This is a genomic window from Hymenobacter ginkgonis, from assembly GCF_009755225.1.
Taxonomy (GTDB): domain Bacteria; phylum Bacteroidota; class Bacteroidia; order Cytophagales; family Hymenobacteraceae; genus Hymenobacter; species Hymenobacter ginkgonis.
Genome location: NZ_WQKZ01000003.1, coordinates 1,015,753 through 1,036,909, shown reverse-complemented (window position 1 = coordinate 1,036,909; position 21,157 = coordinate 1,015,753). Strand labels below are relative to the sequence as shown.

Annotated in this window: 17 protein-coding genes and 1 pseudogene; 9 read left to right on the top strand and 9 right to left on the bottom strand. The window is 60.0% G+C overall.

What is annotated here, in order from left to right:
• Positions 1-215 precede the first annotated feature (215 nt).
• The 6 genes from GO988_RS15760 to GO988_RS15735 all read right to left on the bottom strand — a co-directional run bounded on the left by GO988_RS15760 (position 216) and on the right by GO988_RS15735 (position 6,263).
• Complete coding sequence (locus GO988_RS15760) at positions 216-1,373, bottom strand: alpha/beta hydrolase (RefSeq protein WP_232341530.1); 1,158 nt, start codon at positions 1,371-1,373, stop codon at positions 216-218.
• Positions 1,374-1,500: 127 nt separating this feature from the next.
• Entirely contained in the window at positions 1,501-2,286 is a 786-nt protein-coding gene (locus GO988_RS15755) for a LytR/AlgR family response regulator transcription factor (protein ID WP_157567137.1), read from the bottom strand.
• Between the two features lie 16 nt (positions 2,287-2,302).
• The gene (locus tag GO988_RS15750) at positions 2,303-3,355 is read right to left on the bottom strand and encodes a sensor histidine kinase (protein ID WP_157567135.1); all 1,053 of its coding nucleotides are present in this window, start codon (positions 3,353-3,355) and stop codon (positions 2,303-2,305) included.
• Between the two features lie 353 nt (positions 3,356-3,708).
• A complete protein-coding gene (locus tag GO988_RS15745; protein ID WP_157567133.1) occupies positions 3,709-4,119 on the bottom strand; it encodes a response regulator in 411 nt (136 codons plus the stop codon).
• On the bottom strand, positions 4,107-4,346 hold the full coding sequence (locus GO988_RS15740) for a hypothetical protein (protein WP_157567131.1): 240 nt from the start codon (positions 4,344-4,346) through the stop codon (positions 4,107-4,109). Before GO988_RS15740 ends, GO988_RS15745 begins: the two co-directional genes overlap by 13 nt.
• A 237-nt stretch (positions 4,347-4,583) precedes the next feature.
• Complete coding sequence (locus tag GO988_RS15735; protein WP_157567129.1) at positions 4,584-6,263, bottom strand: PAS domain-containing sensor histidine kinase; 1,680 nt, start codon at positions 6,261-6,263, stop codon at positions 4,584-4,586.
• Positions 6,264-6,676: 413 nt separating this feature from the next.
• Here GO988_RS15735 and GO988_RS15730 point away from each other — a divergent pair, with 413 nt between their 5' ends.
• The 5 genes from GO988_RS15730 to GO988_RS15710 all read left to right on the top strand — a co-directional run bounded on the left by GO988_RS15730 (position 6,677) and on the right by GO988_RS15710 (position 12,833).
• Positions 6,677-7,678 (top strand): type I glyceraldehyde-3-phosphate dehydrogenase, encoded by a 1,002-nt coding sequence (locus GO988_RS15730; protein WP_157567127.1) that lies wholly within the window; start codon positions 6,677-6,679, stop codon positions 7,676-7,678.
• 414 nt (positions 7,679-8,092) lie between these two features.
• The gene (locus GO988_RS15725) at positions 8,093-9,496 is read left to right on the top strand and encodes a sensor histidine kinase (RefSeq protein ID WP_157567125.1); all 1,404 of its coding nucleotides are present in this window, start codon (positions 8,093-8,095) and stop codon (positions 9,494-9,496) included.
• Positions 9,493-11,148: an FAD-dependent oxidoreductase gene (locus tag GO988_RS15720; protein WP_157567123.1), complete on the top strand. Its 1,656-nt coding sequence runs from the start codon at positions 9,493-9,495 to the stop codon at positions 11,146-11,148. Before GO988_RS15725 ends, GO988_RS15720 begins: the two co-directional genes overlap by 4 nt.
• Positions 11,149-11,705: 557 nt before the next feature.
• Complete coding sequence (locus GO988_RS15715; protein WP_317164886.1) at positions 11,706-12,245, top strand: RNA polymerase sigma factor; 540 nt, start codon at positions 11,706-11,708, stop codon at positions 12,243-12,245.
• A gap of 438 nt (positions 12,246-12,683) precedes the next feature.
• Positions 12,684-12,833, top strand: a complete 150-nt coding sequence (locus GO988_RS15710; RefSeq protein WP_157567121.1) for a hypothetical protein — start codon at positions 12,684-12,686, stop codon at positions 12,831-12,833.
• A 348-nt stretch (positions 12,834-13,181) separates the two neighbouring features.
• Here the strand turns inward: GO988_RS15710 and GO988_RS15705 are convergent, their stop codons facing one another.
• Entirely contained in the window at positions 13,182-13,439 is a 258-nt protein-coding gene (locus tag GO988_RS15705; RefSeq protein ID WP_157567119.1) for a hypothetical protein, read from the bottom strand.
• 1,082 nt (positions 13,440-14,521) lie between these two features.
• Here GO988_RS15705 and GO988_RS15700 point away from each other — a divergent pair.
• Complete coding sequence (locus tag GO988_RS15700; RefSeq protein ID WP_157567117.1) at positions 14,522-15,235, top strand: GAF domain-containing protein; 714 nt, start codon at positions 14,522-14,524, stop codon at positions 15,233-15,235.
• Positions 15,236-15,332: 97 nt separating this feature from the next.
• A complete protein-coding gene (locus GO988_RS15695; RefSeq protein WP_157567115.1) occupies positions 15,333-16,205 on the top strand; it encodes an EamA family transporter in 873 nt (290 codons plus the stop codon).
• Positions 16,206-16,248: 43 nt separating this feature from the next.
• On the opposite strand, the gene GO988_RS24455 is transcribed toward GO988_RS15695, so the two are convergent.
• The gene (locus GO988_RS24455) at positions 16,249-16,560 is read right to left on the bottom strand and encodes an ADP-ribosylglycohydrolase family protein (RefSeq protein ID WP_317164885.1); all 312 of its coding nucleotides are present in this window, start codon (positions 16,558-16,560) and stop codon (positions 16,249-16,251) included.
• A gap of 116 nt (positions 16,561-16,676) precedes the next feature.
• Positions 16,677-17,147: pseudogene (locus GO988_RS24780) on the bottom strand (ADP-ribosylglycohydrolase family protein); the annotation flags it as partial.
• 302 nt (positions 17,148-17,449) lie between these two features.
• Here GO988_RS24780 and GO988_RS15685 point away from each other — a divergent pair.
• Both GO988_RS15685 and GO988_RS15680 read left to right on the top strand, forming a co-directional pair.
• Entirely contained in the window at positions 17,450-19,591 is a 2,142-nt protein-coding gene (locus GO988_RS15685) for a carboxy terminal-processing peptidase (RefSeq protein WP_157567113.1), read from the top strand.
• Positions 19,592-19,860: 269 nt separating this feature from the next.
• Positions 19,861-20,973 (top strand): hypothetical protein, encoded by a 1,113-nt coding sequence (locus GO988_RS15680; protein ID WP_232341529.1) that lies wholly within the window; start codon positions 19,861-19,863, stop codon positions 20,971-20,973.
• Positions 20,974-21,157: the final 184 nt, after the last annotated feature.

Below are 21,157 nucleotides of genomic sequence, written 5' to 3'. Positions count from 1 at the left end.
AGAGAATGGGGTTGGGTGAACGAAGGGCCAAAACACTTATCTGTGTGCGTGGGTAGCGCGGCTAGGGCAAGCTTGGAGCTGGCTGCGGGCGCCACGTATTTGGGTAGCGCTGCAACTAAGCCGGCCTGTAAAAAGCCCCAACACAGCGAAGCATCGGGGCTTTTTTAAGTAGTGGAATCGACTAGCTGGCTGGCCGCGCACGGCAGCGCCGGTGACTATTGGAAAGCCATTTTGAGCCGCGAGGCAGCAAAATCCTGCGCCTCGTTGGCCAGCGGCACGACGGCATAGGTGCCAAAGAACTCGTGCGTAGTGCCTGTATAGAGCTGGTAGGTGGTCGTGACACCCGCCGCCGTGAGCTTATCGCGGAGCAACTGGCCTTCGGTCTGCAACGGGTCGATTTCGGCGGCGATGATGGTTGTGGGGGGTAGGCCCTTCAGGTCCGCTACATCGACCAGCGAAATCAGCCGGTTGTCGCCATCGGCGGGCGTATTGAAGTACAGGCCCGTGAAGTACTGAATGTTGGGCCGGTTGAGCGGCACCGCGTTGGCGTAGGTATTGTAGGACGCCGTATTCAAGTTGTTGTCGGCCACGGGGTATACCAGCAGCTCGTGCACCGGCAGGGCCAGCCCGCGCTCGCGGGCCAGGATGCACACGGCCGCGGCCATGTTGCCGCCGGCGCTTTCACCAGCCACCGCAATTTTAGCGGGGTTCACGTTGAGGGTGGCCGCGTTGTCGCGCACGTACTTATAAGCTGCGTAGGCGTCTTCGTGGGCCGCCGGAAATTTGTTCGCCGTTTCGGAAGCCAGGCGGTAGTCAACCGAAAACACCACAGCTCCGGTGCGCTCAGCTAGGGCTTTAGCCGAAGGCTCGTACACGGCTAGCGAGCCGATAACCCAGCCGCCGCCGTGGTAATACACAATGGCCGGGCGGGCGCCGGTGGCCGCGGCCGTGGGCGTATACACGCGCACCGGTACGCCATCGGGCGCCGAGGCTGCCGTGTAGGCTTTGGGCAGCACCATCTGGCTAACCGCTACGGCGGCCGACGGGGCGCTGCGGTCGTTCTTGGCCAGCAGCGCGTTTACGGCATCGGTCACGCTGTGCGTCATGCGGGCCTGGCGGGCCGACAGGGTGGGCAGCATCGGGTCGTTGAAGGCCATAAACTGCTCAATGACCGCCCACATCTGGTCATTTTCGTTGGGCGCGTAGCTGGGCTTAGCGCCGATGGGCTGGATGAGGCTGGGCGACGAGTCGCTGTCTTTTTTACAAGAAGCCAGCGGGGTGCCTACCGTAGCTATAAGGGCGGCGAGCACGAACAGGCGTGGCAGGCGGCCGAGGAAGTGCCCGCTGGTTGGAAATGAGTGGGGGTGTTGCATAGAACTGGAAAAGGAAACAGAGTCACGCATACGTATGCCAGCCCGCGCCCCCAGCGCCCAGGGATGAATTGGCTGCTGGCCGGGACGAGTTGCCTACTTAAGCGGGTGAATAGCCTGCTGGCCTTTTTCAGGAAATGAACTGTTTGAGGAATTGCTGGACACCTTCGCTATAGCTGCGCGAAGAGCTTAGGTGCGTGCCGTCGTGCAGGGTCAACAGGAACTCGCCGTGGGCCCAGGGGTGCAGTTCCTTGACCTGCTGCATGTTGACAATCAGCGAGCGGTGGATGCGTAGGAACTGGGCCGGGTCGAGCTGCCGCTCCAGCTGGCTCAGGGTAGCGCGCAGCACGTGTTCGGTGCCTTGGGCATGCACCGTGACGTAGTTCGCCGCTGCTTCCAGGTACTGAACCTGGGCCGTGGGCACAAAGTAGTAGCGGCCCGGCTGCTTGATGAGCAACTGCGTTGGAAACGTGGGCGTGGCCGGGGCGAGCGGCAGCGTGGCCAGCAGGGTGGCAAGCTGCTCTTGGAGCACCCCTTGTTGCCGCTCGATGCGCTGGCGCACATGGGTGAGGCAACGGGCAAATCGGTCGGGGTCGAGCGGCTTGAGTAAGTAATCTACCGCGTGGTTTTCAAATGCTTGCAGGGTATACTGGTCGTAGGCCGTGACGAAAACAACCAGCGGCACGCGCGCCAGGTCCTGCACGCGCTGCAATACCTGCAGGCCGCTAAAGTCGGGCATCTGCACATCTAGAAAAACCAGGTCGAGGCTACTATCCCCCCGCAGGGCCGCCACGGCCTCCGTGCCATTGCTGCATTCGCCCTGGATGAGGAAGTCAGGCTGCTCAGCCAGCAGTTGCCCAATGCGGCGGCGGGCCAGGGGTTCATCGTCAACTAGCAGGGTGCGAATGGGTTCCAAAAGTTTACGCGCGAGGTTAGGTGAGAAATGGCAGTTCCAGGTGTACGGTGGTGCCCTGGCCGGGCGCCGGGCGCAGGGCCAGTACGTAGTGGTCGCCGTAGAGGGCCCGCAGCCGCTGCTCGCTGTTGGTGAGGCCTACCCCCCGGGGGCCGGCCGAGGTAGGGCCGGGCCCCGAATCGCGCACTTCCAGCACCAGTTGCCCGTCGTGCCGGTCGGCCTGGATGTGGAGCTGGCCCGGCCCCCCCGCGCTCAGCCCATGCCGTACGGCGTTTTCGACCAGCGGCTGAAGCAGCAAATGCGGCACTAAGGCCGATAGGGCGGCCTCCGAAACTTGGTACGAGACGGCGAGCCGGTCAGAAAACCTCACCTGCTCCATGTCTAGGTACAGCTCGATGAAGCGCAACTCGTGGGCCAGCGGTACTTGCTGCGCTTCGGTGTGGTCGAGCACCATGCGCAGAAATTCGCCGAGCTTGGCCGTCATGCGCTGCGCTTTCTGGGGCTCGTCGCCGATGAGCGTGGCAATAGCATTGAGGGTGTTGAAGAGAAAGTGCGGGTTGAGCTGCTGCTTGAGGGCCAGCAGCTGGGCTTGCACGAGCTGCATTTCCAGGCGCACGGCGTCCAGGTTGCGGCGCTGCCATTTGTCGTGGTAGTCCAGGGCGTAGGCCACGAACAGCACCATCCAATAAATGGGAATCCAGGCATTGACCGACCCCAAAATAAGCGACCAGGAAACCGGCGCGCCGGGCACACCGCATACGTACAGCGCGCCCACGTACAGGCCACGGTAGAGAATAGTCAGCCCCACGCTGGCCCCGGCGTGCACCAGCAGGTAGGGCAGCCAGTGGGCGCGGCCCGCCGTCAGGTTGAAGCGCGTGGCCAGCCGGAAAACGACCGGGGTAAGTAGCGTCCCAATCAGCCCGTATATCAGTGGGCCCAGTAGCAAGGTGCGCCAATGCAGCGGCGTGACCCCCGTGAGGGCCTGCCCGTATGCAAGCACTATCATCAAGAGCGTAAATACGCCCCAGGCCAGGGCCACGCGCAACCAGGTAATGCGATGAAATAAGGACATGCGAGGGAGAACAAACCGGTCCTCTCCAACGCGTAATCCATTCGGCAAGTTGGCTGCTGCCCAAAATTTGCGAGTGCCAGCACGGCGCTGCGTGGCAGGCGTATCCCTACCCGGCAATAGGTTGGTTGAGGGGGTAGGGTTTTTCCTTGAATTACCGATTTTCGAGCAGTTTGGCAAACATTGCCAGCAGCCAGCGCTCAGGCAGCAAGAGCAAACAGCGCTTGCTAGCACCGTGGGGGTAGGTAGCCAGAAAGTGTTGGATAGCGGTCACTACCTCCGTCGGAGTCATCAAGTGCGGCGTTCTGCACCAGTTGGGTAGCGGCTACTTGACGGTCTGCTAGCTTGGAGCGCGGCTACTGGTGGGTGAAGTGCTGCTGCAATAGGGTCATGACCTTCTCCTTGGTCAGGGGCTTGTTGAGAAAGCCGGCAATCGGCAACTCCTGGGCGCGGGCTAAATCCAGGGGGTGGAGCGAGGTAGTGAGCATGACGATGACAATCGCCTGCCGCTGGGCCAGCGGCATTTGCACGTAAGCTTCCAGAAAGGCCAAGCCATTAAGCACCGGCATATTCATGTCCAGCAGAATGAGCCGGGGGCACGTCGCGTTTTCGGCCGTACAGGTCTGCACGAGCGTGCGCAGGGCCTGCTCGCCGTTCTCGGCCAGAAACACCTGCTCGGTCACTTCCATGCGCGTGAGCAGCAGTTTGTTGAGGTAATTTGTAGTGGGGTCGTCATCGACCAGCAGCACACTCGCTAAGATAGACATGGAGAAGAAAAGGGCGTCAGAAACGACTCGGCCGGGTGCTCCGAAAGCCGCAGCATCTGCTGGGCCGCAGGGTTCAACTGCACCCCGTCGAAATCGACAATCTCTCCGCTCGCCTCGTAGCGGGGCTGCATGAGCATCACGCCGGAGACGGACAGGTTTAACAGCAGAGACGAGAACCCGGTGGGGTCGAGGACATCGGCGGGCAGGGCCGCAGCAGCATCAGGCATAAACGAAAGAACGTAGCCGCGACAGTCAGGACGGAGGCAATAGATTAAAAAGCAGCAAGCAGCGAGGCTGTTCTACGTGGCCACCAGGAAAAATGGCGGGCGAGCAGTACGTTCGGCTTGCCTTGTGTTAGGGGTTTGCGCACAAAGTCGGCGACGGGTAGTAGGTTCCGCTTGGGTAAGGGGGTAGGGAGCCACACACGGGGTAAGCGAGAAGCTGGCAACATACAGGAAGCTACGCTACGCAGGAAACGCGACGGTAAAGGTCGAGCCAACGCCCAGCGTACTGGTCACGGTGATGGTGGCCCCGGCGTTTTCAATCAGGCGCTTAATCATGTAGAGGCCCACGCCCGTGCCCTCCACATGGGTGTGCAGGCGCTGAAAGGCTTGAAACAAGCGTTGCTGCTGGCTTTCGCTCAGGCCCAGGCCATTATCCTGCACCGTGAGCACCACCGCTGCTGGCTGGCGCTCGGCGCGCACCCACACCTGGGCCGGGCGGGCCGGGTCGCGGTACTTGAGGGCATTGTTGAGCAGATTATAGACGATGGAGCGCAGATTAGCCGGCGCGAAGCGGACCGACAGGCTGTCCGGGATAGTGACCTCCAGCCGCGCTTGGGCCGCCGTCGCCTCGGCGGCCAAATCTTCCTGCACGGCGGCTACCAGCGGCCCCAGCAGCACCGGCTGCGCGGGGCCCGCGGTCGTTTGCTGCAGCCGAATCAATTCGGTGAGTTGGTCGATGGTCAGGCGAAAGCGGCTCACAGTGTTGTCGAGCAGCCCCAGCAGCGGGCCAATCAGCGGTTGCTGCTGCACGTCCAGGGGTAGGGTGTCGCGCAGCACGGCCAGCAATCCTTCTAGGTTGGTAATCGGGGATTTGAGGTCGTGGCTGGCCGTGTACACGAAGGTATCCAGGTCGGCGTTGGTGCGCAGCAGCCGCTGGTTGCTGATGTGCAAGGTCTGGTTAGTGCCTAGTAGCTCTTGGTTGACGGTCGCCAGCAACTCCTGCTGCTCGTGCAGCTCGTGCGTGCGCCCCTGCACCCGGGTTTCCAGCTCCTGGTTGAGCTGCTCGACCTGCTGGCGGGCGCGCACTTGCTCAGTCACATCATAGGAGAAATCGAGTACGCCATCGATGCGGCCCTGCGCGTCGCGCAAGGGGTGCAGGTACAGGTTGAGAAACACCTGTTCGGGCTGGCCGTTGCCCTTGAAGTCGAACCAACCTCCCAACTCATGGTGGTAGTACGGCTCGCCAGTTTGGTACACCTGGTCAAACAGGGCCACTACCCCCAACCCCACCGACTCTGGGGTGCCTTCGCGAAACGGCCGGCCGAGGAAGGAGCGGTGCGGAAACAAGCTCTGGTAGGACGGGTTAACGAACTGGTAGATATGGTCGGAGCCCTGGTAGACGGCCACGTAGGCGGGCAGTTGCATCAGCACCTCGTGGAAGCGCTGGCGCTGGGCTTCGGCCTCGGCACGGGCGGCCTGCTCGCGGGCCTGGCTGGCACGTAAATACGCTTGGCCCTGCACCTGGGCCGTAATATCGAGCACAGAATGGATAAGCTGCACGACGGTGCCGTGCGCATTGAGTACGGGGGCATTGAGCGGTTGCCAGTGGCGCTCAATGAACTGGCCGGGGTGGTCGGGGTCGGGCACATCGTAGTGCTGCTGGGCCATCTCGTGGGGTTGGCCGGTGGCCAGCACTTGGAGCAGCGAGGCGTGCAGGTTGTGCACCGCTTGAGCCTCGGGCGCCTGCGGGTTGTCGGGAAACGCATCAAATAAATACTGCCCGACCAAGTCCTCGCGCAAGGTCAGGGTAGCGGCCAGGTAGGCGTCGCTCACGGCTTCAATGACCAGCTCGGGCGAGAGCAGCAAATAGGGCCTGGGCAGGGCATTGAAGAGAAGCCCTAATTCTGGCGCGACGAGCATGGTCGAAAGTCAGGAAAGCAACAAGGTAGCGAAGGTACAGCGCTTCGCTACCCCCCCCCGCTGCAGTATGCTCTGGCAAATTGGTACGCTTCCCCTAAATCTTCTAACGTAGGCTGGTATGGCCAGCCGGAGTGCGCCAGCGGACAACCTCCGGCGGGGCCAGCAGCGGCGCAGTAGGTTCGACCAGTGCCGCGCTATTGGCCAAGAGTAAGCTACTGCCTAGAAGAATAGTGTGCAGAAGTGTGCAGATGCATAAAGGCAACGAAGTACGCCTACGCGTAAGATGAGGCTAGCAAAGCGCAGGATTGATAGGGTAAAAGTACCGTTTATTCCGGTTTTTTTACCGTTAGGCCCGTTGCGCAGCCGCCTAGGTTTGCAGGGGCAACACGAGTTGCCCCTCACCTTACGTGCTTATGCAACGCATTGCCATTTACGGATTTGGCCGCATCGGGCGGCAGCTGCTACGCATTGGCTTGCAGCAGCAGCTCTTTGTGCCAGCGGCCGTGGCCGATATCCGCGACGAGCCGACGCTGGCGGCCCTTTTTGCCGTCGATACCAACTACGGGCGCTGGCCCGAGCCAGTAGCCGGCCGCCCCGGTGAACTGGAGGTGGGCGGCCGGCTAATCCCGTATTACAACGCCAGCGCGGCCGTGCCCGACTGGGGCGCGCTGGGCGTAGACCTAGTAGTGGACTGCACCGGCCGGGCTACCACCCGCGCCGGGGCGCAGGTGCACCTCGACCGGGGCGCGGGGCGCGTGCTGGTGAGCGCCCCTAGCAAGACCCTGGCCGACTGCGACGCCGTGCTGCTGAAGGGCATAAACCTAGAAGATTTTGACCCAGCCCGCCACCGCATCGTGAGCATGGGCAGCTGCACGACCAATGCCCTGGCGGCTCCCATCAAGGTCATTAAGGAAGCCTTTGGCATTCAATATGGGCTGTTTTCCACGGTTCACTCTTACACTAATTCGCAGTCGCTAACCGACCAGCCGATGAAAGACCGGCGCGATTCTTGGGCAGCGGCCGAAAACATTATTCCTTCGTCGTCGGGGGCAGCGCGGGCCTTGCAGTTCATTTGGCCCGACCTGCACGTGACGGGTAAGGCGTACCGGGTGCCCACCCGCACGGGCAGCATCGCGGAGCTGACGCTGGTGACCGAGCGCGACTGCTCGGTGCAGGATGTGAACGCCGCCCTGCGCCAAGCCGCGCAAGCCGGGCCGCTGCACGGTGTGCTCGACGTGCTGGAAGATGAGTGGGCCTCGTCGCGCATTGTGGCCGACCCGCATTCTGCGCTACTCGACCTGCCCCTAACGGCTAAGCAGGGTCAGCTACTGTCGGTAGCCGCCTGGTACGACAACGAGTGGGGCTTCTCGAACCGCTTGGCTGAGGTAGCCGCCCACTTGGCCGGCGGCGCGTAGCCCCTGCTGCATTCCCTACCCCTGGTGGTGCTCGCACTGCGAGCACCACCAGCTTTGCCGCGCTACGCGAGTAGATACCAGCGCTGCGGGGCTACGCCTGGAGTTACGGGTACGAGGGCATTCACTGGGCCAATCACCAGCTGCGCTCACCCAGTACTGGCTGCGTTCCACTATTTCCGTGACGGGAAGGGTCACGCTCGCTGTTGCGGTACGCGGCCGGGGTAGCCGCCAGCTGCTGGCCGCCTTAGGTGGCCGTGGCTCTGGGCTGGCTTTGGCTTGATTGCCACTTTGCAGCCCGTTTAGCTGCCGCTGCATCCGAGTCGCCCACAATGGGTGCTTGATGGCCAACTCCCTGCCCTAGCGGCCTTTGCATTTTCCGCCTGGCTCGCTTAGGGTCACCTTCTCTTGTAACGTATGCCCACGCTACTGCCCCTTACCCCCGAAGCGCTGTGCGCTGTTCAGGTCTTCTGCGACCTGCCCGCCGACGTGCTAACCTGGCTGCAACAAGCAGGCGAGTTGCGTCGCTACGCGCCCGGCGAGGTAGTAGTAGCAGCCGACTCGCCGGCCGATAGCCTAGTGGCCGTGCTACGGGGCAGCGTGCGTTTTGGGGATGGCCCGGGGCCGGGTAACTACCGCCTGGAAGCCGGCGAGCTAGGTGGGGCCCTACCCTACTCCCGGGCCGAACGCTTTGCCCACCAAGGCGTGGCCGAAGTAGAAACCGAGGCGTATGTGCTGGCCTGCGGCCGATTTATAGAGCTGGAGCGCCTTAGCCCAGTGCTTACCCAGCGCCTCATTGGCTTGATGAACGACCGCACCCGCGCCGAGGTGCGCGCCCAGGAGCACGGCGAGCGGCTGCGGGCGCTGGGTAAGCTAGCGGCTGGCCTCTCGCACGAACTCAACAACCCCGCCGCGGCCGTGAGCCGCGGGGCGGCCAATCTGACGCAGTTGCTGCAAATCATTCCGCTGGGGCTGCTGGCGCTAGTGGCTACCAGCCCGCCCGCCGCCGCCCTGGCCACTGTTACCGACCTGGCGCGGCGGCCCCTGCTGCCCGTGGCGCTGCTGCCCGCCCTCGAAGCCGCCGACCGCGAGGCCGAGTTAGCCGATTGGCTCGAAACCCAGGGCTGCCCCGATGGCTACGAGCACGCCGCTGGCCTGCGTGAAGCCGGGCTGCACGTGGCCGACCTAGCCCCGGTGGCCGCCGCCCTACCCGCTGGTTCGCGGCCGGCCGCTTTTGCTTGGCTGAGTGGGCACCTGCTGGCCGCCCGCCTCGCGGCCGACATCAGCGAGGCCAGCCGCCGCATCAGCGCCTTGGTAGCCGACGTGAAAACTTACACCCACCTCGACCGGGCCCCCACCGCTGCGCCGCTGGTCGTCACTGAAGGGCTAGATAGTACCCTGCACCTATTTGACCACGCGCTACGGACGAAAAACGTGCGCCTGACTCGCGCCTACGCCTCCGGCCTGCCGCAGGTACTAGGCCAGGCGGGCAGCCTCAACCAAGTGTGGACCAACTTGCTCGACAACGCCCTCGATGCCCTGCCTGCGGCCGAGGGCACGCTCGCAGTGGAGGTAACGGCTGAGGCCAACCAAGTACGCGTCAGTATTACCGACAACGGACCCGGCATTCCACCCGAGGTGCTGCCGCACTTGTTCGAACCCTTTTTTACGACCAAGCCCCCTGGCGAAGGCACGGGCCAAGGGCTCGACATTGCCCGGCGCATCGTGCGGGAGCACGGCGGCCGGCTAGAAGTAACCTTCGAGCCGGGCTGCACTGTGTTTACTGCCTGGCTGCCCGCTCTTCGCCCCATCTCCTCATGAAAAAGCCGCTTATCCTCGCCGTCGATGACGACCCCCAGGTGCTGGCCGCCATCACCCGCGACCTGCGCCAGGAATTTCGCCAGCACTACCGCCTGCTGCCCGTCGGCTCGGGACCGGAGGCCCTTGCCACGCTCGACGCCCTGCGCGCCCGCGCCGAACCCCTGGCGCTAGTGCTGGCCGACCAGCGCATGCCCGAGGTGGAAGGCGTGGAAGTGCTGACCCGCGCTCGCGAGTTATTTCCGGAAGCCAAGCGCGTGCTGCTCACCGCTTATGCCGATACCACGGCCGCCATCCGGGCCATCAACTCGGCCCAGCTCGACTACTATTTGCTCAAGCCTTGGGACCCGCCCGAGCAACTGTTCTACCCTACCCTGCGCGATTTGCTAGCCAGTTGGCAGGCTACCTACCGCCCCGCCTACGACGGCCTGCGGCTGCTGGGCTACCAGTGGTCGCCACGTTCGCATGCGCTTAAGGACTTCCTCAGTGGGTATCTCGTCGGCTACCAGTGGCTTGATTTTGAGCAAGATGCAGAGGCCCGCACCCTGTTAGCCGCCACGGGCTTCTCGGCCCAGGAGTTGCCAGTGGTCATTTACCGCGATGGGCAGGCCGTGGCGCAGCCCGAACGGCAGGAGTTGGCCCGCCACCTGGGCCTGCTGGCCGCTGCCCGGCAAGAACTCTATGATGTAGTAATCGTGGGGGCAGGCCCCGCCGGGCTAGCCGCCGCCGTGTACGGGGCTTCGGAGGGCCTGCGCACGTTGCTTATTGAACGGCAGACGCCCGGCGGGCAAGCCGGCTCGTCGTCGCGCATCGAAAACTACCTAGGTTTTCCCACCGGCTTGAGTGGCAGTGAGCTAACCCACCGCGCCTGGACGCAGGCTACCCGCCTCGGAGCCGAGCTAATGGCCCCACAGGAGGTGACCAGCCTAGCCGTGCAAGATGGCTACAAGTTGCTGACGCTGAGCGACGGCAGCCAGGTGCGCGCCCGCGCCGTGGTGCTAACGATGGGCGTGAGTTACCGCACCCTGCAAGCGCCGGGCCTAGCACGCCTGAGCGGGGCTGGCGTATACTACGGGGCAGCTCGCACCGAGGCCCGCAGCTGCCGCGCCCAACCGGTTTTTGTAGTGGGCGGAGGAAACTCCGCCGGGCAAGCTGCGATGTACCTGTCGGGCTTTGCTTCCCGAGTGTATATCGTCATTCGGGGCGGGAGCTTGGCCGCCAGCATGTCGGCCTACCTCATCGAGCAGCTTACCCAGACCCCTAACGTAGAAATCCTCCCCTACACGCAGGTGTGCGAAGCATGCGGTGAAAGTTCTTTAGAGGCCGTGGTAGTACAAGCCGAAGGCCAGGAGTCGGTATGCTACCCAGCACGGGCACTATTCATTTTTATCGGTACCCGGCCCAGTACCGAGTGGATAAGTTCGCTGGCCCTGTGCGACCCGAAGGGTTTCCTGCTTACCGGCCGTGAACTGCTGGCCGACTCACGTTTTGCCCAAGCGTGGCTCGAGCCCCGCGAGCCGCACTTGCTTGAAACCAGTATACCTGGCCTCTTTGCCGCCGGCGATGGCCGGTCCGGGGCCATGGCCCGCGTTGCCTCGGCGGTAGGCGAGGGTAGCATGGCCATCAAGTTCGTTCATCAATACTTAGGAGAATAAGGTGAGGCGCTAGGATAAGTGAGCTGGCCGTCGCGCCGGGGGTAGTAGCCACGCTGGCACTCAATCAAGTGCGCCAGCCCTTACCCTACGCGAGCCGCGAAATGTAAAAATCGGTCTTTACAGCCAGCAACTAGCGTTTGTAATTGGCGAGCACATTTCGGGTTTGCTAGCGCCGGCTATCGGGAACATCTTATTTCGCGGCGGGGCCAGGGCGCGCTGCTTGCGAAGGGGGCATAGCTCGGTTCGCTCAGCTTAACGAACCTTGATTTTAAAGCGTCGATTCGCTTTCCTAGGTGCTTGAGCTAGGTCACTCTACCCCTCCAAGTTGGAGCCAGCTTTGATAATCTACCTTCTTAGGCCGGTGTAACCTGTAAGGGCTGCTAGTGAGCGGCTACATGGTTGGGATAACCTCATCTATTCGCTATTATCTTGCCTCAAAACTGAGCAATTATCGTTGAAATAAGTTCCGAAAAATTATTTATTTAATTTCTTTCCGTTACAATCCACCGCAAGGAAGTGGACCGTAGGTGGCCCACTAATCTTCCTGTTGCCAGCTAGTGAAAATATTAGAGAAAGAAACTGAAAATCAACTTATTAATCGCCTGTACGCTCGTGATGAAACGGCGATGACGTATTTTTACACCAACTATAAGAAAGCACTGTATGCCACTATTTGGCGGATTGTCAAGCAAGATGAATTGGCCGAAGACATCCTACAAGAGTGCATGCTCAAATTTTGGCTGGCCTTTCCAACCTATGATAGCAGCAAAGGCCGCCTCTTTACTTGGGCACTAAATATTGGCCGAAATTTGGCCATCGACCGCTTGCGGCAATTGCGCCTCGATGCCCAGCGCACGCACCCACTAACAACGGAGTTGGCCGCCACCCTACGGGCTACCCCCTCGTTTAATCCTGACCATATTGGTGTGCGCGATTGGCTGGCTTTGCTCAACTCGAGCGACCGGCAGTTGCTCGAAACCTTGTATCTCAAAGGCTTCACGCATACGGAGGCAGCCGAAGAATTGCAGTTGCCTTTGGGCACGGTGAAGTCGCGTATTGGCCGCATCATTCGTACCCTTGGGCTGGCCATAAGGTAATGGCTGCTATCCACAGCCCAGGCCTAGCTAATATAGCGGCTGCTTAATGCACTGTCGCTCTTAGCAAAAAGGCTAGGCGCTGCAAGCTTACTGCCTAGCGCTGGGCAAATTCATTTGATGCCCGGGGCGTGTAGGCGGTATTTTCCACCTCAGTGAGCAGCTTTTAGAGGCTGCAATCAAATTACGAGTGGGCAATTAGCCGGGGCCGTCTACACACGCAGGGCAACTGCTGGCATACGAAAAGCAAGCGTTTGGATAGATTATGAGCCTACTTAGAGAGGTGATTTTTCACCCTGCTTATTTGGAGGCAATTTGCTGGCATCTCAGCTACTGGGCTGGTACTACAACCCACCCGCTGCGCTTCTACAGCACGCTCTATTTATGACCTCGAAGACAAGTCGCATCAGTGCCGTTCGCCAAGTCCTGAATTCCCTCTCAGTGATTACCCCCAACCCCAGCGAGCAAGAATTGCAACTGCTCACCAATTACGTGCTCGGACACATCTCCTTAGAGGAAGCCAACGAGTTGCTCCAAGGGCGGGGCCGCGTAATGGTTGCGCTGTATGAGTATCAGTTGGTGACCGTTTAAGTACTTGCCACACGTATGAGTGGTGCAGTAGGCACTCTACACTAAGGATGCAACCATCCACTAGATGTAGCCATACTGGTGCCAACGCTTTCCTCGAACGTCTTCGTCGGGGGTAAACTGGCAGTGGCGCACTCCTCAGCCGATACGTAGCTATTCTCTTTTCCTACGCGCTACCAGTCTGCATGGCCCAAGCCGCTACCTGGCAAGCCTACTATATGGCGCACAAATATGAGTAGCCGGGCCCACGCCAGTCACGATTTAGCTAGCTAAACATTAAAGCACTAGCGGCCAGCAATGACTAGCATTGCGTAGGGCTGCTTATAGTGCTTAATGCTGCGAATGTGGCGCTTAGCGAAGCAGAGGGGCAAGCAAGCGGCCCATGCTCACCACTCCCAAGGCCAGTGACAGGGGTAGGATAAGCAGCCACGGACCCCAAAAAGGCATCGTAATCCACCACCACGACAGGGCAGATATATCACTGATGCCTAATAACTTGAGAGCAAGCGGAGCTAATACTAGTAAACAGTATAGCCCAGTGCCAAGTAGGATGGAGCGGCCATCAAAAGGCAGCTGGCCCGACTTGAGCGGGTAGAATGCGATGGACATGGGTGGGAAAAAAAGAGGCGAATGTAATCGGTGGCGGGGAGCCGGGCAGTCTGACACTTTCGTGACGAGCTTTATTCTATCACGTCAGTTCTAAGCATTTAGTTTCATCATTCTCAGAACTTACTTGCAAGCTAACCAAATAATTTGAATTTGCCATCACCTTATTTCCGTCCCACCTTAAACAATTTTAAGGTGCAGACTTACGCTGCGGATAGGTTCTCAATCTTCTACCAGTTTCAAGGCAACTTGGGCGAAAAGCTCAACTTATGGATTTGCGTGGCTAGCTCACTCACTAATTGAGCAGCTAGCCCGGCAGGTGGGCAACGAGTTTTGGAGTGCTACTATTTTGCTAATTAATAGCAAAAATACTTGTTTTACAACATTTTACCAGCGCTATCCGTAGAAGATTATTCTATGGAAAGTGACCGATTAGCTGCCTTTGCTCGCACAGGTAGTGTGCTTTGGCAAACCTTATTGCGGCGCAGCGTTCGGCTATATATAGCACTAAGCGAACCGAATACCGATATCTTGGAGGTGGAAGCCCACCTGCGCCTGATTGAGTTTCAGCTTATGCGGCACTTGCTACAAGGTGAAACGCCCTCGCCAGCCGCTACAGCCCAAGCTCAGGAAATTATTGAGTCTGCTCAAACCAAATTCCTGAGTTCAGAGACTGAACTCGCTAAATTGCGCTGCGAGCTATCGGCCCAGCAAGCGGCTACCCCTCTGCTGTGGGCTACCTTACTACCTAGCCCTCAGCCGCTTTTCGCCAGCGAGCCACTGTAAATGAAGCTGGTCCCTGGCCCCCTAACTAACCATCTTGCCTGACGCAACTGCCTAGTATTACTGCTTGCTCTAGCTGCACTAGACAAGAAATTTGGCAAGCCACGCGCCGCCTAAGCTTACCTTTGCGGTGCGAAACAACCACTGTGGTAAGTAGCTAGTGAGGTGTAGGCACCGGCACCAGCAGATTGCCGCTATTAGCTGCGTCTTACTGCTTTCTGATGCCTTCCTGCGCAGCTACCCATAGGGTAGGGCAGTCAATAAGTTGGCGTGGCCTTCGCTAGTTAGCTCTACGCCTGCCTATGGAAAACCCTACCCCCCTGCCACTAGCCGAAGCCCGGCGCTTACAAGCGTTGCGGCCGTACCAGCTTTTTAACACGATGCGGGACGAAACCTTCGCGGAGCTCGTGCGCCTGACAGCCAAACTATTCAACGTGCCGATTGGCATCATTGCTTTTGTGGAGGAAAATGAGGTGCGCTTTGGGCTCAACTACGGGCTAGACCCGGCAATGGACCGCGTGAACCGCTGGCAAACCCTGTGCTCGGTAGCCATGCTAAACCAGGAAACCAGTGTATTTGAAAACCTGCACGACCAACCCTGCGACCTGATAAACCCTACGCTGGTGCATGAGCTTAGCCTCGGTTTTTACGCTGGTAGCGCCCTGCGCACCCACGATGGCTATCCAATTGGGGTGCTGTGCGTGATTGACCAAAAGCCCCGGTCCTTCAGCTCGGCGGAGGCGGCCATTCTGGAGCGGCTTGCTGCTGTGGTGATGAGCCTACTCGATTTGCGGCTGCACCTGCAACAACAACCCACCTGGAACCAGCAGCTTTGGGAGCGTATTTATACCCGCATCGACACCTCCGTTACGCGCCTAGAAACCCTAGCAGCCTTAGCTAATTGGGAGGAGCAGGAGGATAGCCCGGCGGCCCTAGCGTACCAGCAATCGACGCAGGAGGAGATTTTACGCGTCATTGCGGTACTCACCGAGCAAATTCAGGCGCAAGTAGTCTGACGCCCCCGCTGGCCTCCAGCGCCTTAGTTACTCCCCCTACCCTGCCCGTGGGCAGTAAGCTTTGCCTGGCGCTGGTCAGGTTCGCTAGTTGAATTTGATGCCTGATTCTCGTCGTTTTTCGCTACCCCCAGTACCGGCCGTGTTGCTGGCTATTTTAAGTGTACAAGGTGGCGCCGCCATTGCCAAGGGGTTGTTTCCGGTGGTGGGAGCGGCGGGCACTGCCAGCCTGCGCATTGGCTTATCGGCCCTGATGCTGCTGGTGGCTGTGCGCCCCCGGCTCGGCCAGCTGCGGGCCGCGCAGTGGCGGGCCGTAGTGCCCTACGGCATCGCACTGGGCACCATGAACTTCTTGTTTTACTGTGCGTTGGCGCGCGTGCCACTGGGCCTGGGCGTCACGCTGGAGTTTGTGGGGCCGCTGCTGGTGGCGCTGGCCGGCTCGCGCCGCTTGCTCGATGTAGGGTGGGCGCTGCTGGCGGGGGTAGGCATTGCCCTCATCGCCCCCTGGAGCGGCCACGGCATCGATGTACTGGGAATGCTGCTGGCGCTAGCGGCGGGCGCGTGCTGGGCGATATACATTGTGCTGGGCGGGCGGGTATCGCAGGTGCTGCCCGGCAACACGGCCGTGGCGGTAGGTATGTTATTTGCCACGTTGGCCATCTTACCGTTTGGGCTCGCCAGCGGGCAATTGAACGTACTTACCCCGCGCCTACTGGGCGCGGGGGCAGCGCTGGCATTGCTTTCCAGCGCCTTGCCTTTCACCCTCGAAATGCAAGCTCTCAAGTCATTGCCTACGCGCACTTTTAGCATTCTCATGAGCATAGAGCCCGCGGCGGCGGCCATCTGCGGTTTGCTTTTTCTGCACGAACGTCTCACGCCTAGCCAGTGGGTAGCCGTGGGGCTCGTGGTAATCGCCAGTGCGGGCGCCACGCTCACGGCCCGCCAGCCAGCGGCGGCTGTAGGGGGCGAGTAGTGCCGGGCAGCGAGCCCTACCCCCCTGGCAGCGAGCAGGGCACTTACGCTGCTAAGCGGGCCGCCAAGTTTTCTATATCGGCCCGGCGGGCCAGCACGGCTAGCCACTCGCCCGGAATGGCCTCCTCGCCATAAGCTAGGCCCGCCAAGCCGCCAGCTACCGCGCCGGTCGTATCGGTATCGTCGCCGAGGTTGATAGCTGCCAGCACCGTGGCGGCGTAGGTGTCGTGCCGAAGCAGGCACCACAAGGCTGCCTCAAGGGTGTGCACCACGTAGCCGGAAGCAGAAAGTTGGGCTGCGGGCAGCGTGGGCAAGGTACCATCCAGCACCCGCTGGTAATAGGTATCTTCGACCACGGCGGGGAGGGTGCGGGGAGGGTGCCCATACGTAGCCAAGGAGCCACCAGAAGGCGCATATGCTCATAGGCAGCAAGGGGTGCCAGGCCCTGCCCTACCCCCCTCGCCACTAGCAAGTATAAAAAGCAGCCGAGCGTGGAGCGTGGGTGGCCGTGCGTTACGCTAGCCACCTGCTCAGTCAGTGCCCAAGCAGCATTTAAATCCAAGGTTTCAGCCTGCCAAGTTTGATGAAATAGGAGTGGCAAAATCCGCATTAGGGCGCCGTTGCCATTATCGGCTTCGGCACGGGGGCCGGCCAGCGTGGGTGCCATGTCTTGGCGCAGCCGGCCGATAGCAGTGCGAGTGGCACCTCCCACATCAAAAACGGTGCCTGTAGCCGTCCAGGAGCCATAGTGCAGCCACTTGATGACGCGCTGGGCAAAGTCTCGCAGGTCGGGGCCAGTGGTGCAGCCAGCGGGGCGGGCCAGCGTTTCAGCCAGGCAAAACGTGAGCGACGAATCGTCTGACCACGTGCCGGGCGGTTGGTGGTGCGTGCCGTAGCCACGCATCCCTACCACCGGGTCGCGCCGCCGCGCTTCGCGCCCCATAAACTCGACGGGTACACCCAGCGCATCGCCCACAGCCAGGCCTAATAAGGCCGCGCGCGTGGCGGCGAGGGTAGCAGAAATAGCCCTGCGCTAGCACGAAAAATAGACTGCCAGCAAAGTAAACTTAAACGACTGGTTTGATAGTTGTCCTATTGCCTGGCGGGCCCGTATATTAGGCGGACAAGACCGCTATTTCGGCACTTATCCAAGTCCCGTCGGTGTTTTTGCCGTACCTAACGACTACTCATATTATTGGCTGGCCGTTGCCACCTACATTTGGCTTCTTCTTAATTCCTTCCTAAATGTTTTCCCCTCGCCTCAAAATTGGCTCTTACGCTGGCCTGGTAGCCGCCGTGTTTGGGCTGGCGTCTTACCGCTTCTATGAACACAGCGGCCCGCAGGGGGCGCCCGGTAAAGAGCAAATACTGGTTGGCACCATCGTGCAGGGCTTATCGCAGGCGCATTACCAGCCTGAGCGCATCGACGATGCGTTCAGCAAGCGCGTGTTCGACCTAGGTCTCAAGCGCTTGGACTACCGCAAAAAATTTCTACTGCAGTCCGACGTTGCGCAGCTGATGAAGTATCAGACTGACATTGACGACGAAATCAAGCGTGGCACCCATGAGCTGCTCGACGTGAGCACTAAGCTCATGACCGAGCGTACCAAGCAAATGCAGGCGCTGGCCCACGAGATTCTGGCCAAGCCGTTTACGTTTGACAACGAGGAGACCATCCAGACGGACTTCGAGAAGGCTACCTTCCCAGCCACCTCTGCCGACCAGCGCGAGCAGTGGCGCAAGCTGCTGAAGTACGAAACGCTGACCCGCGTGGCCGAAATGATGGACGAGCAGGACAAGCGCCACGACCGCGTCAAAGTGGCTAGCCTCGCTAAAGAGCCGGCCACCGCCGAGCCCGACCGCACGCCCGTTCAAATGGAGGTGGAGGCCCGCAAGCGCGTGCTCAAATACTACGACGAGCAGTTTGCCGACCAGCCCGACGCCAATGAGGTGCTCAGCAACTACGCCAACGTCATTGCCAATACCTACGACCCACATACCGAGTATTTTGCACCTAAAGTCAAAGCCGAGTTTGACGAGCAGCTCACCGGCCAGTTTGAAGGCATTGGGGCTTCGCTGCAGGAAAAAGACGGACTGATTTACGTGGCCGACATCATTCCGGGCTCCGCTTCGTCGCGACAGGGCGAGCTGAAAAAAGGCGATGCCATTCTGCGGGTGGCCCAGGGCGCGGCCGAGCCGGTAAGCGTCGAGGGCTGGCACACGGCCAAGGCCGTGCCGCTCATCAAGGGCAAGAAAGGCTCGGAGGTGCGCCTGACCGTGAAAAAAGCCGATGGCTCGACTAAAGTTATTTCCATTATCCGCGACGTGGTGGTGTTAGAAGAAACCTACGCGCACTCGGCCATTATCAACGACCCTAGCGGAGTTAAAATCGGCTACCTGCGCCTGCCTGCCTTCTATGCCGATTTTAACGACACCGGCGCGCACTCGTCGGCTGCCGACGTCAAAACGGAGCTAGCTAAGCTCACGGCCGAAGGCGTGAAAGGCGTCGTATTTGATTTGCGCGAGAACGGCGGTGGCTCGCTCAACGACGCCGTGGAGATGGCCGGGCTTTTCCTGCCCAGCGGTCCCATGGTGCAGGTGCACGACAGCCGCGGTACCACGCAGGTGCTCAACGATAAAGACCCGCGCGTGCAGTATAGCGGCCCGCTCGTAGTGCTGGTAAACAAGCACAGTGCCTCGGCTTCCGAGATTCTGGCCGCTGCCATCCAGGATTACAAGCGCGGCATTATTATGGGCACCACCAGCACCTACGGTAAGGGTACTGTGCAGCGCGTTATTGACCTCGACGAAACGCTGCCTCCAGAACTGGCTAGCCTCAAGCCCTTTGGCTCGCTCAAGTTCACGATGCAAAAGTTTTACCGCGTAACTGGGGGCTCGACTCAGTTTAAAGGCGTAGCTTCCGACATTGTGCTGCCCGACATTTATTCATACCTCGACCAGGGCGAAAAAGAGTCGGACTTCCCGCTGAAGTGGGACGAGATTAAGCCCGCCAGCTACCGCCCCTGGGACGACCAGCCCAACTACGCCAAGCTTGAAGCTAATAGCAAGGCCCGCGTGGTAGCTAACCCAGCCTTCCAGCAAATGAACGAGCTGGTGCAAACTCTGCGCAAGCGCAAAGACGAAACGGTGGTATCGCTTAACCTGACCAAGTACCGCGCTTTCCAGCACCAGCTCAAGGCCGAGTCGGACAAGTACGAAGCCATCCAGAAGACGGCTACCCCGCTAGCCCTGGCGCCGCTGAATACCGACCGCACTGCCCTGGGCGGCGACTCAGTGAAGGTGAACCGCTCGATGCGCTTTACCCGTGGCCTCAACAAAGACATTACGCTTGGCGAAGCCGTCAACGTTATCAAAGACCAGATGTAATCTAGCGCAAGTTTTGCTGCTTGATTTAGCATTCAACGCTCCTGAGCCATTTGGTTTGGGAGCGTTTTTTTGTGCCCCTAGCACTGCGTTTTCCGCACTGCAAACACCGCACTAATGCTACTAGTAAATCAACCTTTAAAACAGGCAGAAATAAATATTAGCAATCATCAACTTAATATCTTGGCTATCAACAGTATAATTACCCTAAATTTTCCTCGAAAATCTTTAGCAAATCGCAACTAAAATTCTTCGCAAACAGTTTATCTGGTATGACTACGCAACCGGATACCCGCATTATTCCGCTCATCCCTGCCGAGGTTTACCCTACCCCTGCCGTGATGGCCATTTCGCCAGCCGAAGCTATGCTCTCGCGCGAAGAGCAGGAGCAGCAGCGCTTGGCCGACGAGAACTGGCGCCGGTCTATTCCGGCCCAAGTTTTCCTCAACTATTTCTTCGCCATCAACTACCACCTGCAGGAAGGCGAAGGCCCCCTAGGTGGCTTGCAGCACCTGCCGTTCTTCCGCCAGCACCAAGCTGAGCTAGTTGAGGCCGACGTAGCGGCCCTTATCAAGCTGCTGCACACCTGCTGGAGCACCGAGTACGCCCTGCGCGCCACTGCCGAGTTGGGCGACGATAACTTCCTGCGTAATGCCCTGCACTGGACGTTCCCGCAGGCCTACCACACCATTCTATCGGGCCTGCAAGCCTTCCTATATACCACGGGTGTGCGCACCAACAACGGCCAGGTGATTCGCCGCGAGGTGGGCCGCTTGGTGGTGAAGAACGCCTACCCCCGCCCTATCTCGTTTTACGCAGCTGGTGCCTACGGCGACTTTAGCATTCACCGGCTGCCCTTGGCAGGCTACAAGGCAGGGCTGCACATCGCTTCGCAGGAGATTGATGCCCAGGCGCAGATTGGCCAATTCTTGCGCACTACGCGCAAGCAGAAGGCCATCACCACTCGCCAGCAAGTGCAGGCGAACCCCAATACCGCTATTCGTAGCCAGAAGACAGGCCGCCCGCTCGATAAGTGGACTGCCGCCCACTGGCAGCAGATTACCTGGCGCCTGGGCTACACAACTATTTTCGATTTGCTGGGCCGCCTGCGCATCTCGCAGAGCAGCCGCGAGATTGAGCGCTACGTGGAGGCCGACATCGACTTCCGTCTGTTTCACAGCTCGTTGCTCAACATTGTGAGCTACCTCAATGGCGTGCACGAGACTTACGTAGCCAAGGCGCTGGGCTTGGAGCGCTACGAGCAGTTGGTGCGCGAACTACCTACTCATTTGCAGAACAGCTTTGTACAAGAGCGCCTGCGCACCCGGGTGCAGCCTACGCTGCTAGGTGCCGAGCCCGCCCCGGAGCTCAAAATGGCTGCTTAAATCGCAGATTACGCGGCTATTGCTGATGCTAGCTTCAGCTAGCGAAGGCCAGCTACCTGAGTTAAGCCGCTCCGAAATCGGAGCGGCTTTTTTCGTGAGCTACTTTTGTAGCTTCATCCTCATCTTTCCCTACCAGTCAGCAATTGCCGCGCGCCGATAGAATCAGTGAAATCCGCGCAATCTG

Coding starts and splice junctions, on each gene's coding strand:
- GO988_RS15735 (WP_157567129.1), bottom strand. CDS start 6,263: ATGCTCGTCGCGCCAGAATTAGGGCTTCTCTTCAATGCCCTGCCCAGG.
- GO988_RS15745 (WP_157567133.1), bottom strand. CDS start 4,119: ATGTCTATCTTAGCGAGTGTGCTGCTGGTCGATGACGACCCCACTACA.
- GO988_RS15700 (WP_157567117.1), top strand. CDS start 14,522: ATGGAAAACCCTACCCCCCTGCCACTAGCCGAAGCCCGGCGCTTACAA.
- GO988_RS15750 (WP_157567135.1), bottom strand. CDS start 3,355: ATGTCCTTATTTCATCGCATTACCTGGTTGCGCGTGGCCCTGGCCTGG.
- GO988_RS15705 (WP_157567119.1), bottom strand. CDS start 13,439: ATGTCCATCGCATTCTACCCGCTCAAGTCGGGCCAGCTGCCTTTTGAT.
- GO988_RS15720 (WP_157567123.1), top strand. CDS start 9,493: ATGAAAAAGCCGCTTATCCTCGCCGTCGATGACGACCCCCAGGTGCTG.
- GO988_RS15740 (WP_157567131.1), bottom strand. CDS start 4,346: ATGCCTGATGCTGCTGCGGCCCTGCCCGCCGATGTCCTCGACCCCACC.
- GO988_RS15680 (WP_232341529.1), top strand. CDS start 19,861: ATGACTACGCAACCGGATACCCGCATTATTCCGCTCATCCCTGCCGAG.
- GO988_RS15725 (WP_157567125.1), top strand. CDS start 8,093: ATGCCCACGCTACTGCCCCTTACCCCCGAAGCGCTGTGCGCTGTTCAG.
- GO988_RS15730 (WP_157567127.1), top strand. CDS start 6,677: ATGCAACGCATTGCCATTTACGGATTTGGCCGCATCGGGCGGCAGCTG.
- GO988_RS15760 (WP_232341530.1), bottom strand. CDS start 1,373: ATGCAACACCCCCACTCATTTCCAACCAGCGGGCACTTCCTCGGCCGC.
- GO988_RS15695 (WP_157567115.1), top strand. CDS start 15,333: ATGCCTGATTCTCGTCGTTTTTCGCTACCCCCAGTACCGGCCGTGTTG.
- GO988_RS15685 (WP_157567113.1), top strand. CDS start 17,450: ATGTTTTCCCCTCGCCTCAAAATTGGCTCTTACGCTGGCCTGGTAGCC.